The 13162-nt window shown below is 67.7% G+C and carries 15 protein-coding genes; 12 read left to right on the forward strand and 3 right to left on the reverse strand.

The features are described from left to right. Window positions 1–59 precede the first annotated feature (59 nt). The gene (solA, locus tag AC1RLW_RS03250; protein WP_493192203.1) at window positions 60–1286 is read right to left on the reverse strand and encodes an N-methyl-L-tryptophan oxidase; all 1227 of its coding nucleotides are present in this window, start codon (window positions 1284–1286) and stop codon (window positions 60–62) included. Window positions 1287–1306: 20 nt separating this feature from the next. Beyond that, entirely contained in the window at window positions 1307–2290 is a 984-nt protein-coding gene (locus tag AC1RLW_RS03255; protein WP_493192204.1) for an aliphatic sulfonate ABC transporter substrate-binding protein, read from the reverse strand. 226 nt (window positions 2291–2516) lie between these two features. Between AC1RLW_RS03255 and AC1RLW_RS03260 the strand changes: the two genes are divergently transcribed. The 4 genes from AC1RLW_RS03260 to AC1RLW_RS03275 are packed head-to-tail and all read left to right on the forward strand — an operon-like array spanning window position 2517 to window position 5445. Next, window positions 2517–3359: a transporter substrate-binding domain-containing protein gene (locus AC1RLW_RS03260; RefSeq protein WP_492676912.1), complete on the forward strand. Its 843-nt coding sequence runs from the start codon at window positions 2517–2519 to the stop codon at window positions 3357–3359. Between the two features lie 31 nt (window positions 3360–3390). Further along, window positions 3391–4107 (forward strand): amino acid ABC transporter permease, encoded by a 717-nt coding sequence (locus AC1RLW_RS03265; RefSeq protein ID WP_493192205.1) that lies wholly within the window; start codon window positions 3391–3393, stop codon window positions 4105–4107. Continuing rightward, on the forward strand, window positions 4104–4838 hold the full coding sequence (locus AC1RLW_RS03270; protein ID WP_095745447.1) for an amino acid ABC transporter permease: 735 nt from the start codon (window positions 4104–4106) through the stop codon (window positions 4836–4838). Before AC1RLW_RS03265 ends, AC1RLW_RS03270 begins: the two co-directional genes overlap by 4 nt. 49 nt (window positions 4839–4887) lie before the next feature. Continuing rightward, window positions 4888–5445: an NADPH-dependent FMN reductase gene (locus AC1RLW_RS03275; RefSeq protein WP_493192206.1), complete on the forward strand. Its 558-nt coding sequence runs from the start codon at window positions 4888–4890 to the stop codon at window positions 5443–5445. Window positions 5446–5513: 68 nt separating this feature from the next. On the opposite strand, the gene AC1RLW_RS03280 is transcribed toward AC1RLW_RS03275, so the two are convergent. Beyond that, window positions 5514–6161, reverse strand: a complete 648-nt coding sequence (locus tag AC1RLW_RS03280) for an FMN-dependent NADH-azoreductase (RefSeq protein ID WP_095745444.1) — start codon at window positions 6159–6161, stop codon at window positions 5514–5516. 135 nt (window positions 6162–6296) lie between these two features. Between AC1RLW_RS03280 and AC1RLW_RS03285 the strand changes: the two genes are divergently transcribed. From AC1RLW_RS03285 to AC1RLW_RS03320, 8 genes are all read left to right on the forward strand, one after another. Continuing rightward, window positions 6297–7211 (forward strand): LysR family transcriptional regulator, encoded by a 915-nt coding sequence (locus AC1RLW_RS03285; RefSeq protein ID WP_493192207.1) that lies wholly within the window; start codon window positions 6297–6299, stop codon window positions 7209–7211. A 148-nt stretch (window positions 7212–7359) separates the two neighbouring features. Beyond that, window positions 7360–8001 carry a peroxiredoxin gene (locus tag AC1RLW_RS03290; RefSeq protein WP_062470070.1) on the forward strand — a complete coding sequence of 214 codons (642 nt, stop codon included), beginning with the start codon at window positions 7360–7362 and terminating at the stop codon, window positions 7999–8001. 22 nt (window positions 8002–8023) lie between these two features. Next, window positions 8024–8599: an RBBP9/YdeN family alpha/beta hydrolase gene (locus tag AC1RLW_RS03295; protein ID WP_056580397.1), complete on the forward strand. Its 576-nt coding sequence runs from the start codon at window positions 8024–8026 to the stop codon at window positions 8597–8599. Continuing rightward, on the forward strand, window positions 8596–9612 hold the full coding sequence (locus tag AC1RLW_RS03300; RefSeq protein ID WP_062470072.1) for a sulfate ABC transporter substrate-binding protein: 1017 nt from the start codon (window positions 8596–8598) through the stop codon (window positions 9610–9612). The genes AC1RLW_RS03295 and AC1RLW_RS03300 overlap by 4 nt, the downstream gene beginning before the upstream one ends. Further along, a complete protein-coding gene (gene cysT / locus AC1RLW_RS03305) occupies window positions 9613–10500 on the forward strand; it encodes a sulfate ABC transporter permease subunit CysT (RefSeq protein WP_062470075.1) in 888 nt (295 codons plus the stop codon). A gap of 1 nt (window position 10501) precedes the next feature. Then, on the forward strand, window positions 10502–11404 hold the full coding sequence (cysW, locus tag AC1RLW_RS03310; RefSeq protein ID WP_153284104.1) for a sulfate ABC transporter permease subunit CysW: 903 nt from the start codon (window positions 10502–10504) through the stop codon (window positions 11402–11404). A gap of 20 nt (window positions 11405–11424) precedes the next feature. Continuing rightward, a complete protein-coding gene (locus tag AC1RLW_RS03315; RefSeq protein ID WP_062470081.1) occupies window positions 11425–12522 on the forward strand; it encodes a sulfate/molybdate ABC transporter ATP-binding protein in 1098 nt (365 codons plus the stop codon). Beyond that, complete coding sequence (locus AC1RLW_RS03320; protein WP_307590571.1) at window positions 12519–13022, forward strand: disulfide bond formation protein B; 504 nt, start codon at window positions 12519–12521, stop codon at window positions 13020–13022. Before AC1RLW_RS03315 ends, AC1RLW_RS03320 begins: the two co-directional genes overlap by 4 nt. The last annotated feature ends 140 nt before the right edge of the window (window positions 13023–13162 follow it).

The following is a 13162-nucleotide window of genomic DNA, read 5'->3' on the forward strand; positions in this document are numbered from 1 at the left end:
CTGCCTCCGAAGAAACTGAAGATCGGAAGCGATGATGCCCCGGATCGCGCGCGGGCGCCTCAGGGGTGTTGCGAGGTCGCCAGTCGCTCGCGGGCGAAGGGCCGCAGGTCGAGGCCGTGCGCGCTCTCGCGGCCCAGCACGCGGTCGGCGATGGCGTCGCCCAGCCCGGCCGAGTGCTTGAAGCCGTGGCCCGAGCAGGCCGAGACGATCAGCACGTTCGGCAGGCCGTAGAGCGCGTCGATCACGAAGCGGCGGTCGGGCGTGACGGTGTACATGCAGGCGCGGGCCTTGAGCGCGTGTCCCGCGATCTGCGGAAAGCGACCGGCCACGCGGTCGCGGTACATGGCGGCGCTTTCTTCGGCGCTCACGTCGCGGTCGAGCGCGTCGGGTGTGGTGGCGTCGACGTACTGCTCGGTGGCGACCTTCAGCGCGGGCTGCGACGCGTCGGAGGCCGGAAAGCCGTACATGTAGTCTTCCTGCGCGTCGCCGAACATCCAGATGAAGATCGGGAAGCGCCCCGGCGCGAAGTCGGCTGCGGCGGCGGGGCCGGTGTCGAACCAGTGCATCACCTGGCGGTGCACCGAAAAGTGGGCCTGCCAGTCGGTGCGCGCCTGCCGGCCGAGGAATTCGGGCAGCCAGGCGCCGGCCGCGACCACCACCTGGTCGGCGGTGAAGCTCGCGGTTTCGGTGCGCACGCGCACGGTGTCGCCGTTGCCCACGGGCTCGACGCCCAGCACGCGCTCGCCGGTGCGGGTCTGTGCGCCGTCGGCGCGGGCCACGGCGAGTTGCGCGGCGATGGCGTCTTCGGGGCGCACGAAGCCGGCGTCGCGTTCGAGGTACCCGATCTCGTCGCCCTGCAGGTGGAACTGCGGGTAGCGTGCGCGGATGCCGGCCGCGTCGAGCACCTCGTGCGCAATGCCGAAGCGCTCGGCGCAGGCGATGGTGCGGCGCACGAAGTCGGACTTGCCGTGGTGCGCGGCCACGCGGTCGCGCGGCGCGAGGATGAGGCCGCCGGTGGTGGTCATCAGCGGGCGGCCGGTGCGCGCCTCGAGCTCGCGCCAGATGGCGTGCGAGCGGTGCACCAGCGGCACGTACTCGTCGCCTTCGCCGACGGCCAGCCGCGTGATGCGCGAGTCGCCGTGCGAGGAGCCGCGGTCGTGCGGCGGCGCGAACTGGTCGATGCCGAGCACGCGCGCGCCGCGTTGCGAGAGCTGGTAGAGGGTGGCCGCGCCGAGGGCGCCCAGGCCGATGACGATCGCGTCGTAATGAGTAGGAGAACGGGTCACGGGGGCGAGAGGTTTCGTCGTCACACAAGGTTCAGGTCGAGAAAAGCATCCTTCACCGCGATGGGCTGGGGAATGAGCTTCAGCTGCGCGAACACGTCGGCCAGGCCCTGCTGTTCGCGGGCGATGGCGGGCGTGAGCGCCACGACGCCATAGTGCCGCCGTTCGGTCGCCAGCGCCAGCACCTTGGGCTCGACCTTCAGCTGCGGCGCGAGCGTGGCCACCACGTCGCCGGGGTGGGCCTGGGCCCAATCGTTGGCCTTGCGCAGCTCGGCAAACACGGTGCGCAGCGTGTCAGCGTTGGCGCGCGCGAAGGCGGGTTGGGCGAAGTGGTAGGTGCGGTTGCCGCTCAGGCCGGTGCCGTCGAACAGCAGGCGCGACTCGGTCGCCACCTGCGCGCCGGCCAGGAACGGGTCCCACAGGCCGATGGCCGCGACGCTGCCCGACTGGTAGGCGGCCACGGTGTCGGAGGCCGTGACGATGTAGACGGACTCGATGTCTTCATATCGCAGGCCGGCCGCTTCGAGTGCGCGGATCAGCACGTACTGCGTGTTGTAGCCGCGGCCGGTGACGACCTTCTTGCCCTTGAGGTCGCGCACGCTGCGGATCGGCGAGTCGCGCGGCACCAGGAAGCCGACGCCGCCGGGGTAGGGGCTTTCGGCCGCGAGGTAGACCAGGCCCTTGCCGCTGGCCTGCTGGAACACGCCGATCCCGTCGGAGGCATGGCCGAAATCGATGGCGCCGGCCGACAGCGCTTCCGACAGCTGGCTGCCGCCGAGGAACTCGCGCCACTCGACGCTCACGCCGGCCGGTGCGAGCGCCTTCTCGAGCTGGCCCGTGCCCTTGAGGATGTTGAGCGTGTTGAACTTCTGGTAGCCGATGCGCAGCGTGCGGGCGCGCGTCTGGGCGAACAGCGGAGCCGACGCGGCCACGGCGGCGGCACCGATGCCGGCGCGAAGCAGAAGGCGCCGGGAGACGGCGGGCGAGGAAGAGCGTGGGAAGTGCATGGGAAGAGCGGGGCCGCGTCGCGCGGCCGAAGAAGAAAAAAGCAGTCAGTCGGAAGGCAGAGGCTGGCCACTCTAGGGATCGACGCCTTCGTGCGCCACGAAGCTTTTGTCATTTGTTCATGCGCAACTCATCGCTGCATATGCAAGCGGAAATTGCTTCGTTGGCGCCGCACGCAGCGCTGCCTAGAGTCGCGCTCTCTTTTTCCACTTCCCGCGAAGCGCAGGCATGACCCGCAACACCCACTCTTTCACCGTGACCAGCCTGGCCCTGGCAATCGGCGCTCTCACCACCCTGGGCAACATCGCCTGGGCCGACAAGCTCGACGACATCCGCAAGGCCGGCGTGCTGCGCGTGGCCGCGTTCGACGGCAACCCGCCCTTCGGCTACATCGATCCGGCCAGCAAGAAGCAGGTGGGCCACGACATCGACCTGGCGACCGAGTTCGCGAAGAGCCTGGGCGTGAAGATCGAGCTGGTGCCGACCAACCCGGCCAACCGCATCCCGCTGCTCACCTCGGGCAAGGCCGACGTGGTGTTCGCCAGCTTCACCATCACCGACGAGCGCGCCAAGGCGGTGGACTTCACCACGCCGTACTTCCTGGTCGGCCAGCAGTTCCTCGCGAAGAAGGGCGTGCTGAAGGAGGCCGCGCAGATCAAGGACATCCGCATCGGCACCGAGAAGGGCACGACGATGGAGTCGAACCTGCGCAAGAACTACCCCGACGCCAAGGTCGTGCTCTACGACGATTCGCCCTTTGCGCTGGCCGCGCTGCGCAACGGCAACGTGCAGGCCATCACCAACGACGGCGTGAAGCTCACGGCGCAGTGGAACGCGATTCCCGACAAGGAGAAGTACGAGATCCCGGCGATCACGGTGTCGAAGGAATACCTCGGCGCGGCCGTGGCCAAGGGCGAGACGCGCCTGCTCGAGACGCTCAATGCCTGGCTGGTCGACAGCGAGAAGAACGGCCGCGCCGTGGCGATCTACGACACCTGGTTCGGCCCGAACAGCAAGGCGCCGCTGCCGCGCCTGCTGAAGATCGGCGACCAGCGCGTGGCCGCCAACTGATGGGGCACGCAACGACCGGATCGATGCGGCCTTGAGCGATTTCCTGCGCGAGCATCTGCTCGCGCCCCATTACCTCGGCTGGCTGCTCGACGGCTGGCTCGTGACCGTAGGCGCCTCGCTGCTGGTGGCGGCGGGCGCCACGCTGCTGGGCGTCGTCGTGGCGGCGGGGCGCTCGTCGAGCCGGCCCGTGTGGCTGCGCGCGAGCGGCGCGTACGTCTCGCTGTTTCGCAACACGCCGCTGCTGGTGCAGCTCTTCTTCTGGTACTTCGGCGCGCCCAGTTTGATGCCCGAGGCGCTGCGCGAAGGGCTCCTGGCGGGGCGTTTCATTTCCTTCGAACTTCTGTCGGCGTTGCTCGGCCTCACGCTGTATGCGGCCGCCTACGTGGGTGAGGACATCCGCTCGGGCATCCGCGGCGTGCCCGAGGGGCAGACGCTGGCGGCGCAGGCGCTGGGCTTCACGCGCGCGCAGGTGCTGGCGCAGGTGGTGCTGCCGCAGGCGCTGCGCATCGCATTGCCGCCGCTGCTGGGGCAGTACATGAACATCGTCAAGAACACCTCGCTCGCGATGGCCGTGGGGCTGGTCGAGCTGTCGTACGCCTCGCGCCAGGTCGAGGCGGAAACCTTCAAGACCTTCCAGGCCTTCGGCGTGGCGACGCTGCTCTACATCGTGACCATCGGCGCGATCGAGCTGCTGGCGGCGTGGGCTGCGCGTCGGCAATCGGCGGTGCCGGGGAGGGCGGCGGCATGACCGATGCGCTGCACATGCTGTGGGACAGCCTGCCGTACCTGTTGTGGGGCGCCTTTCCGCAGGGCGAGCTGGGCGGTGCGGCGCTCACGGTGCTGCTCAGCGCCGGCTCGGGCATCGCGTCGGCGCTGCTGGGGCTGGCGTGGGGCATCGGGCTGGCCATGGCGCGGGGGCCGCTCAAGCGCGTGCTGACGCTGGGGCTGGCGTTCCTGCGCGCGATCCCGGTGCTGATGCTGATCTTCTGGACCTACTTCCTGCTGCCGTTCGCGCTGGGCGTGAGCGTGCCGGGCGTGCTGTCGGTGATGTGCGCGCTGTCGCTGGTGGGCGGCGCCTACCTGGCGCACGCGGTGCATGCGGGCATCCGCGGCATCGGTGCGGGGCAGTGGGCGGCGGGGCTGTCGCTCGGGCTCACGCGCTGGGGCACGCTGCGCCACGTCGTGCTGCCGCAGGCGCTGCGGATGATGCTGCCGTCGTTCGTCAACCAGTGGGTCACGCTGGTGAAGGACAGCTCGCTGGCGTACGTGGTGGGCGTGGGCGAGCTGTCGTTCGTGGCCTCGCAGGTGAATGCGCGCACCATGGTCTATCCGGCGGAGATCTTCGTGCTGGTGGGCGCGATCTACTGGCTGCTGTGCACCGGGCTGGACCGGCTGGCCCACGGGGTCGTGCGCCGCGCGCAGGCGGGTGCGCCGGTTGTCATGAACTTTTCTGGAAAAGGTCTTGAGCGCTTCGCATAATCGTCCCGGTCATTCCGACAGCCTTTCTTATTTCAAGGAGTTCCACCTCATGGCACAGACCCGGATCGCCGTCATCGTCGGCAGCCTGCGCAAGGATTCGTTCAACCACAAGCTGGCCCTGGCCCTGGCGCACCTCGCGCCGTCGGACTTCACGTTCGAAACCCTGCGCATCGACGACCTGCCGCTGTACAACCAGGACGACGACGGCAACCAGGCCGCGCAGGTGAAGCGCCTCAAGAGCGAAGTGGCCGCCGCACAGGGCGTGCTGTTCGTCACGCCCGAATACAACCGCTCGATCCCCGGCGTGCTGAAGAACGCCATCGACCACGCCTCGCGCCCCTACGGCCAGAGCGTGTGGGCCGGCAAGCCGACCGGCGTGCTCGGCATCTCGGTGGGCGCCATCGGCACCGCGCTGGCGCAACAGCACCTGCGCAACATCCTGGCGTATCTCGACGCGCCCACGATGGGCGGCCCCGAGGTGTTCCTGCAGGCCAAGGAAGGCCTGTTCGACGACAAGGGCCACATCGGCAACGAAGGCACGCAGAAGTTCCTGCAGGGCTGGATGGACAAGTACGTGGCCTGGGTGAAGACCCATTCCGCGGCCTGATCGCAAAGCCATCGCCCACGAAAAAAGCCGCCCCACGGGGCGGCTTTTTCGTTCTGGCGGCGGAAGACTCAGGCGGCTTGCGCGACGTTCTTCTGGTTCGCAGCTTCGGTCGTGGCCACGAGGATGTCGGCGCGGGCGGCGGCCAGTGCGGCGGCCTTGGGGGCGTCACCCATCGCGATGCCCTCGGCGCGCACGAAGCGCACGTCGGTGATGCCGAAGAAGCCGAAGATCACCTTCAGGTAGCTCTCCTGGTGCTCGGCCGCCTGGCCGCCCTCGGAGGTGGAGTAGATGCCGCCGCGGCTCGATGCCACGATCACGGTCTTGCCACCGGCCAGGCCGACGGGGCCCTTCTCGGTGTACTTGAAGGTGCGGCCGGCTTGCGCGAGGCGGTCGATCCAGGCCTTGAGCTGGGTCGGGATGGTGAAGTTGTACAGCGGCGCGCCGAGCACGACGACGTCGGCGGCCAGGAACTGGCTCACCAGCTTTTCCGACAGGGCGTTCTCGCGCAGCTGCGCTTCGGTCGGCTGGGCCTGCACGCCGGTCTTGATGCCGAGGGCGTCGACGCCGAAGTGCGAGGGCGCGTCCACGGCGAGGTCCAGGTACTCGACCTGGGTGTCGGGGTGGGCGGCGCGCCAGGCGGCGACGGTTTCGGCGGTCAGCTGGCGCGAGGTGGAGCCGGCGGCCAGGATGCTGGAGTCGATGTGGAGCAGCTTCATGTCAGTCAATCACTTTCTGTGCAAGGTGTCGGCGCTGAGAATTGGCCGGCGTTGGGAGAATTCTATTTTTGATGTGAGTGACTGATAAGTAGCCAAAGTTTTATCAGATCGTTCTGTTGGTAGGACAATAAAGCCATGCAAGACCTCAATGACATGGTGTTCTTCGCCGAGGTGGCCGAGCGGGGCGGCTTTGCCGCCGCCAGCCGGGCGCTGGGCATTCCCAAATCGCGGCTGTCTCGGCGCGTGGCCGAGCTCGAGGAACGGCTGGGCGTGCAGCTGATGCAGCGCAGCACGCGCCGCCTGTCGCTCACGCCGGCCGGCGAGATCTACCTGCGGCATGCCTCGGCCATGCGCGACGCGGCCCAGGCGGCGGCCGAAGCGGTGGCGCAGGTGCAGACCGAGCCGAGCGGGCTGGTGCGGCTGACCTGCCCGGTCACCATCTCGCACAGTGGGCTGGCGCAACTGATGCCGGTGTTCATGGCGCGCCACCCGGCGGTGCGCGTCGACATGCGGGTCATCAACCGGCCGGTGGACCTGATCGAGGAGGGCATCGACATCGCGCTGCGCGTGCGCCCGACCATCGAGGACAGCACGGTGCTGGTGGCCAAGACCTTCGGCCACAGCCGCGGCGTGCTGGTCGCCAGCCCGGCGCTGCTGGCCAGCCAGAGCCCGGTCGACACGCCCGCCGACCTGGCGAAGCTGCCGACGGCGGCCATGTCGGTCAATGGGGAAGGGCGCTCCGAGTGGCGCCTCGAAGGCCCGGAAGGCCGCAGCCACGTGCATGTGCACACGCCGCGCTACGTGGCCGACGACCTCGCCACACTGCAGTTCGGCGCGCTGGGCGGCGTCGGCGTGACCCTGCTGCCCGACTACATGTGCAGCGCCGACATCGAGGCGGGCCGGCTGGTGCGGGTGCTGCCCGGCTGGGGGCCGTCGCCGGTGGTGGCGCACATGGTGTTTCCGGCGCGGCGGGCGCTGGTGCCGGCGGTGCGGCGGCTGATCGACTTTCTGTCCGAACACCTGCAAAGCGAGCAGATGCGGATGTTCTGAGGCAGATTGCTATCTAAAAGATAGCGCCATAGTGGGTCTTCGCAGGTTCTATATGCGAAAAACGTCATATCCAAACAAACAGATATTCGTTTGCCATTGAAGTAGCGGTTCGCACAATCCAGGGCTTCACCCCCTCCTTGGAGCGACCATGGCAACCCTGCGACTCGGCGACACCGCCCCCAATTTCACCCAGGACTCCAGCGAAGGCCCGATCGACTTCTATCAGTGGGCCGGCGATTCGTGGATCGTGTTCTTCTCGCACCCGGCCGATTTCACGCCCGTGTGCACCACTGAACTCGGCAAGACGGCGGCGCTGTCGGGCGAGTTCGCCAAGCGCGGTGTCAAGCCCATCGCGCTGAGCGTCGACCCGGCCACCAAGCACAAGGAGTGGATCGGCGACATCAACGAGACGCAGAACACCACCGTCAACTTCCCGATCATTGCGGACGCCGACCGCAAGGTGGCCGACCTGTACGACCTGATCCACCCGAACGCCTCGACCACGGCCACGGTGCGCAGCGTCTACATCATCGACCCCAAGAAGGTCATCCGCACCACCATCACCTACCCGGCGTCGACCGGCCGCAACTTCGACGAGATCCTGCGCGTCATCGACTCGCTGCAGCTCACCGACAGCCACAAGGTCGCCACGCCCGTGAACTGGAAGGACGGCGATGACGTCGTCATCGTGCCGAGCATCCAGGACCCAGCCGAGCTGGCCGAGCGCTTCCCCAAGGGCTTCAAGGCGGTCAAGCCTTACCTGCGCATCACGCCGCAGCCCAACAAGTAAGAAGCCGCAGGACCGCGCCGTCATGCAGACTCGTGTCGTCATCGTGCCCGGTTGGCGCGACTCCGGGCCCGGCCATTGGCAGAGCCTGTGGGAAGAACGCATTCCGGGCGCGGCGCGGGTGGCGCAGGACGACTGGGCCTCGCCCAAGCGCGATGCCTGGGTGCCCGCGCTGGCCAAGCTGGTGCTCGAAAGCGAAGGCCCCGTGGTCATCGCGGCGCACAGCCTGGGCTGCATCGCCACGGCGCACCTGCCGCCCGAGGCCGCCGCCCGCATCCAGGGCGCGCTGCTGGTGGCGCCGGCCGACCCCGAGCGCCGCGCGGTGCTGTCCGACTTCGCACCCGTGCCCTACGCGGCGCTGCCGTACCGCAGCATCGTGGTGGCGAGCAGCAACGATCCCTATTGCCCGATCCGCCTGGCGGGCGCCTATTCGCGCGCCTGGGGCAGCGAGTTCGTGCGCATGCAGAATGCGGGGCACATCAACATCGATTCGGGGCACGGAGACTGGCCGCTCGGCCTGGCCCTGCTGCAATCGTTGACCGACGAACCCGCCGCCTGGTCGGCGGGACGTGAATTTTCAGAAAACCTGGCAACCACATGACTTCCAGAATCAAGACCTTCGTCGCCGTGCTCGCGCTGGCGTCCTCCGCACTCGCCGGCAGCACCGCCTTCGCACAAGGCACGGGGCTGCTGAACGCCTCGTACGACGTGGCCCGCGAGTTCTACAAGGACTACAACGCGGCCTTCGTGGCGAACTACAAGAAGGCCACGGGCAAGGACGTCAAGATCGACCAGTCGCACGGCGGCTCCAGCGCCCAGGCGCGTGCCGTGGCCGACGGCCTGGATGCCGACGTGGTGACCATGAACACCTCGACCGACATCGACTTCCTGGCCAACGCCGGCGTGGTCGCCAAGGACTGGAACAAGAAGTTCCCCGAGAACGCATCGCCCACCACCTCGACCATGCTGCTGCTGGTGCGCAACGGCAACCCCAAGGGCATCAAGGACTGGGACGACCTGGTCAAGCCGGGCGTGCAGGTCGTGATCGTCAACCCCAAGACCGGCGGCAACGGCCGCTACGCCTACCTGGCCGCCTGGGGCTACATCAAGAAGAAGGGCGGCACCGACGCCCAGGCTGCCGAGTTCGTCGGCAAGCTGTTCAAGAACGTACCGGTGCTGGCACGCGGCGGCCGCGACGCCACCACCGCCTTCCTGCAACGCAACATCGGCGACGCGCTGATCACCTTCGAATCCGAAGTGGTCTCGATCGACCGCGAATTCGGCACCGGCAAGGTCGACTCGGTGTACCCGTCGATCTCCATCGTGGCCGAGAACCCGGTCGCCATCGTCGAGCGCACCGTCAAGAAGAAGGGCACGGGCGAGCTGGCCAAGGCCTACCTCGACTGGCTGTACTCCGAAGAAGCGCAGGAAATCGCCGCCAAGCATGCGCTGCGCCCGCGTTCGCAGACCGTGCTCAAGAAGTACGCCTCGACCTTCAAGCCGCTGCAGCTGTTCACGGTGCAGGAACTGTTCGGCAGCCTGAGCGAAGCGCAGAAGGTGCACTTCAATGACGGCGGCCAGTTCGACAAGCTCTACACGCCCGGCGCGAAGTAAATGAGCGGCGCTGCTTCTTCGGCGCTCCCGGCAGCGGGAGCGCCTTTTTCACGTGCCAACCGGGCAGGGGGCGCCAAGCGCGTGCTGCCCGGTTTCCACATCACGCTCGGCTTCACGGTCTTCTATCTGTGCCTGATCGTGCTGATCCCGTTGTCGGCGCTGGTCTTCAAGACCTTCACGATGACTTGGGAGCACTTCTGGGTGTCGGTGACCGCGCCGCGCGTGATGGCCTCGTACCGCCTGACCTTCGGCGCCTCGCTGATCGCCGCCATGGTGAACGCGGTGTTCGGCCTGCTCGTGGCCTGGGTGCTGGTGCGCTACAAGTTCCCGGGCAAGCGCATCGTCGATGCGCTGGTCGACCTGCCGTTCGCGCTGCCCACGGCCGTGGCCGGCATCTCGCTCACGGCGCTGCTGGCGGGCAACGGCTGGATCGGGCAGCTGCTCGAGCCGCACGGCATCAAGCTGGCGTTCACGCCGGCGGGCATCGTGATCGCGCTGATCTTCATCGGGCTGCCCTTCGTGGTGCGCACGGTGCAGCCGGTGCTCGAAGACGCCGAGAAGGAACTCGAAGAAGCCGCCACCTCGCTGGGCGCCACGCGCCTGCAGACCTTCACCAAGGTGATCTTCCCGTCGATCGCACCCGCGCTGCTGACGGGCTTCGCGATGGCCTTCGCACGCGCCATCGGCGAGTACGGCTCCGTGATCTTCATCGCCGGCAACATGCCGATGATTTCCGAGATCACGCCGCTCATCATCATCGGCAAGCTGGAGCAGTACGACTACACGGGCGCCACCGCGGTCGCGCTGGTGATGCTGGTGCTGTCGTTCATCCTGCTGCTGGTCATCAACGGCCTTCAGGCCTGGCAGCGCAAGCGCGCGGGGGCATGACATGAGCGCACCTTCGAAAATCATCCGCCGCGCGCAGGCCGGCACCACCGAGTCGGCCTGGGTCCGCTGGACGCTGATCGGCATCGCCCTGGCGTTCATGTTCCTGTTCCTCGTGCTGCCGCTGGCGGCCGTGGCGGTCGAGGCGCTGCGCAAGGGCCTGAACGCCTACCTCGAGGCGCTGAAGGAACCCGATGCGTGGAGCGCGATCCGCCTCACGCTGATCACCGCCGCCATCGCGGTGCCGATGAACCTCGTCTTCGGCGTGGCCGCGGCCTGGGCCATCGCCAAGTTCGAGTTCCGCGGCAAGGCCTTTCTCACCACGCTGATCGACCTGCCGTTCGCGGTGTCGCCGGTGGTGGCGGGCCTGATCTACGTGCTGGTGTTCGGCGCGCAGGGCTGGTTCGGCCCGTGGCTGGCGGAGCACGACATCAAGATCATCTTCGCCGTGCCCGGCATCGTGCTGGCCACCGTGTTCGTGACCTTTCCCTTCATTGCGCGAGAACTCATTCCGCTGATGCAGGCGCAGGGCACCGACGAGGAGCAGGCCGCCATCGTGCTCGGCGCGACCGGCTGGCAGACCTTTTGGCGCGTGACCTTGCCCAACATCAAGTGGGGCCTGCTGTACGGCGTGATCCTGTGCAATGCGCGCGCCATGGGCGAGTTCGGCGCGGTGTCGGTGGTGTCGGGCCACATCCGCGGCCAGACCAACACCATGCCGCTGCACGTCGAGGTGCTCTACAACGAATACCAGTCGGTGGCCGCCTTCGCGGTGGCCTCGCTGCTGGCGATCCTGGCGCTGGTCACCCTGGTGATCAAGTCGGTCATCGAGTGGCGCCATGAGCGCGAAATGAAAGCCATCGCCGAGCTGCCGCCCGAGCGTCCCCCCGAGCCTTCGGCGGCCTGAGAAGACGAGAGAACAAGACCATGAGCATCGAAATCCGCAACATCAGCAAGCAGTTCGGCGACTTCCGCGCGCTGAACAACGTGAACCTCGACGTCGAGTCGGGCGAACTCGTCGCGCTGCTCGGCCCCTCGGGCTGCGGCAAGACCACGCTGCTGCGCATCATCGCGGGCCTGGAAACGGCCGACACCGGCAGCATCCATTTCTCGGGCGAAGACACGACCGACGTGCACGTGCGCGAACGCCAGGTCGGCTTCGTGTTCCAGCACTACGCGCTGTTCCGCCACATGACCGTGTTCGAGAACGTCGCCTTCGGCCTGCGCGTGAAGCCGCGCAAGGAGCGCCCGAGCGACGCGCAGATCAAGGCCAAGGTGACCGACCTGCTCAAGCTGGTGCAGCTGGACTGGCTGGCCGACCGCTACCCGTCGCAGCTGTCCGGCGGCCAGCGCCAGCGCATCGCGCTGGCCCGCGCGCTGGCGGTGGAGCCCAAGGTGCTGCTGCTGGACGAACCCTTCGGCGCGCTCGACGCCAAGGTGCGCAAGGAGCTGCGCCGCTGGCTGCGCCGGCTGCACGACGAGCTGCACGTCACCTCGATCTTCGTCACGCACGACCAGGAAGAAGCGCTCGAGGTGGCCGACCGCGTGGTGGTCATCAACAAGGGCCGCATCGAGCAGGTCGGTTCGCCACAGGACGTGTGGGACAAGCCCGCGAGCCCGTTCGTCTACGGCTTCCTGGGCGACGTGAACCTGTTCCACGGCCGGGCCGACAACGGCGCCGTGCAGCTGGACGGCATGCGCATCGACTCGCCCGAGCACAGCAGCGCGCGCGACGCCAAGGCGCTGGCCTATGTGCGTCCGCATGACCTGGATGTGACACGCTACGTGTCGGGTGCCACCGGCATCGTCGCCACGCTGTCGCGCGCGATCGTGGTCGGACCGATCGCGCGGCTGGAACTTGAGCCCACCGAAACGAATCCAGATAATCCGGGCTCCGGAACCATCATCGAAGCGCAACTCCCTGCGCAACAGTTCCGCGACCTGGGCTTGAAGGAAGGCGACACCGTCGTCGCCAACCCCCGCAAGGCCAGGGTGTTCGTAGAAGAAGATTGGGTATCTCCTTGATCCATTGGTACTTCGGCGCGCCGCGCCGCGCGCTCGGGCTGATCTGCCTGGCCTGTGTCCTCATGCTGGCCTTCGGGCTGTATCTGCAGCACGTGGTCGGGCTCGAACCCTGCCCGATGTGCATCGTGCAGCGCTATGCGCTGATGCTGGTGGCGCTGTTCACCGGCCTGGCGGCGCTGTTCAACAGTCGCGGCCTGCAGGTGACGGGCGGGGTGCTGGCGCTGGCGGCGGCGGTGGGCGGTGCCTACACGGCGGCGCAGCAGAGCTGGCTGCAGTGGTATCCGCCCGAGGTCGTCTCGTGCGGGCGCGACCTGTACGGGATGATCGAGACCTTCCCGCTCAAGCGCGCGCTGCCGATGATCTTCCGCGGTGGCGGCGACTGTTCCAAGATCGACTGGTCGCTGTTCGGCCTGACGCTGGCGAACTGGTCGTTCGTCGCGTTCACGGTGCTGGCGCTGTTGCTCCTCACCTTGCTCTTGCGCCGGCGCACCGCGCGCTGAGTTCTTTTTCAGTAGTGATTGCGGCGTGGCCCGCTGTCCTTCGAGGGCAGCGGGCCACGCCGTTTTTCGTGGGTCGCTGCGCAGGCCCGTGCAAAAAGCCCGTCAAAACGCATGCTTTAGCAGGCCTTCAGCAACCGGGG

This window comes from Variovorax sp. GW822-FHT04A09 (genome assembly GCF_058801005.1).

Coding starts and splice junctions, on each gene's coding strand:
- AC1RLW_RS03255 (WP_493192204.1), bottom strand. CDS start 2,290: ATGCACTTCCCACGCTCTTCCTCGCCCGCCGTCTCCCGGCGCCTTCTG.
- AC1RLW_RS03260 (WP_492676912.1), top strand. CDS start 2,517: ATGACCCGCAACACCCACTCTTTCACCGTGACCAGCCTGGCCCTGGCA.
- AC1RLW_RS03270 (WP_095745447.1), top strand. CDS start 4,104: ATGACCGATGCGCTGCACATGCTGTGGGACAGCCTGCCGTACCTGTTG.
- AC1RLW_RS03275 (WP_493192206.1), top strand. CDS start 4,888: ATGGCACAGACCCGGATCGCCGTCATCGTCGGCAGCCTGCGCAAGGAT.
- AC1RLW_RS03280 (WP_095745444.1), bottom strand. CDS start 6,161: ATGAAGCTGCTCCACATCGACTCCAGCATCCTGGCCGCCGGCTCCACC.
- AC1RLW_RS03285 (WP_493192207.1), top strand. CDS start 6,297: ATGCAAGACCTCAATGACATGGTGTTCTTCGCCGAGGTGGCCGAGCGG.
- AC1RLW_RS03290 (WP_062470070.1), top strand. CDS start 7,360: ATGGCAACCCTGCGACTCGGCGACACCGCCCCCAATTTCACCCAGGAC.
- AC1RLW_RS03295 (WP_056580397.1), top strand. CDS start 8,024: ATGCAGACTCGTGTCGTCATCGTGCCCGGTTGGCGCGACTCCGGGCCC.
- AC1RLW_RS03300 (WP_062470072.1), top strand. CDS start 8,596: ATGACTTCCAGAATCAAGACCTTCGTCGCCGTGCTCGCGCTGGCGTCC.
- cysT (WP_062470075.1), top strand. CDS start 9,613: ATGAGCGGCGCTGCTTCTTCGGCGCTCCCGGCAGCGGGAGCGCCTTTT.
- cysW (WP_153284104.1), top strand. CDS start 10,502: ATGAGCGCACCTTCGAAAATCATCCGCCGCGCGCAGGCCGGCACCACC.
- AC1RLW_RS03315 (WP_062470081.1), top strand. CDS start 11,425: ATGAGCATCGAAATCCGCAACATCAGCAAGCAGTTCGGCGACTTCCGC.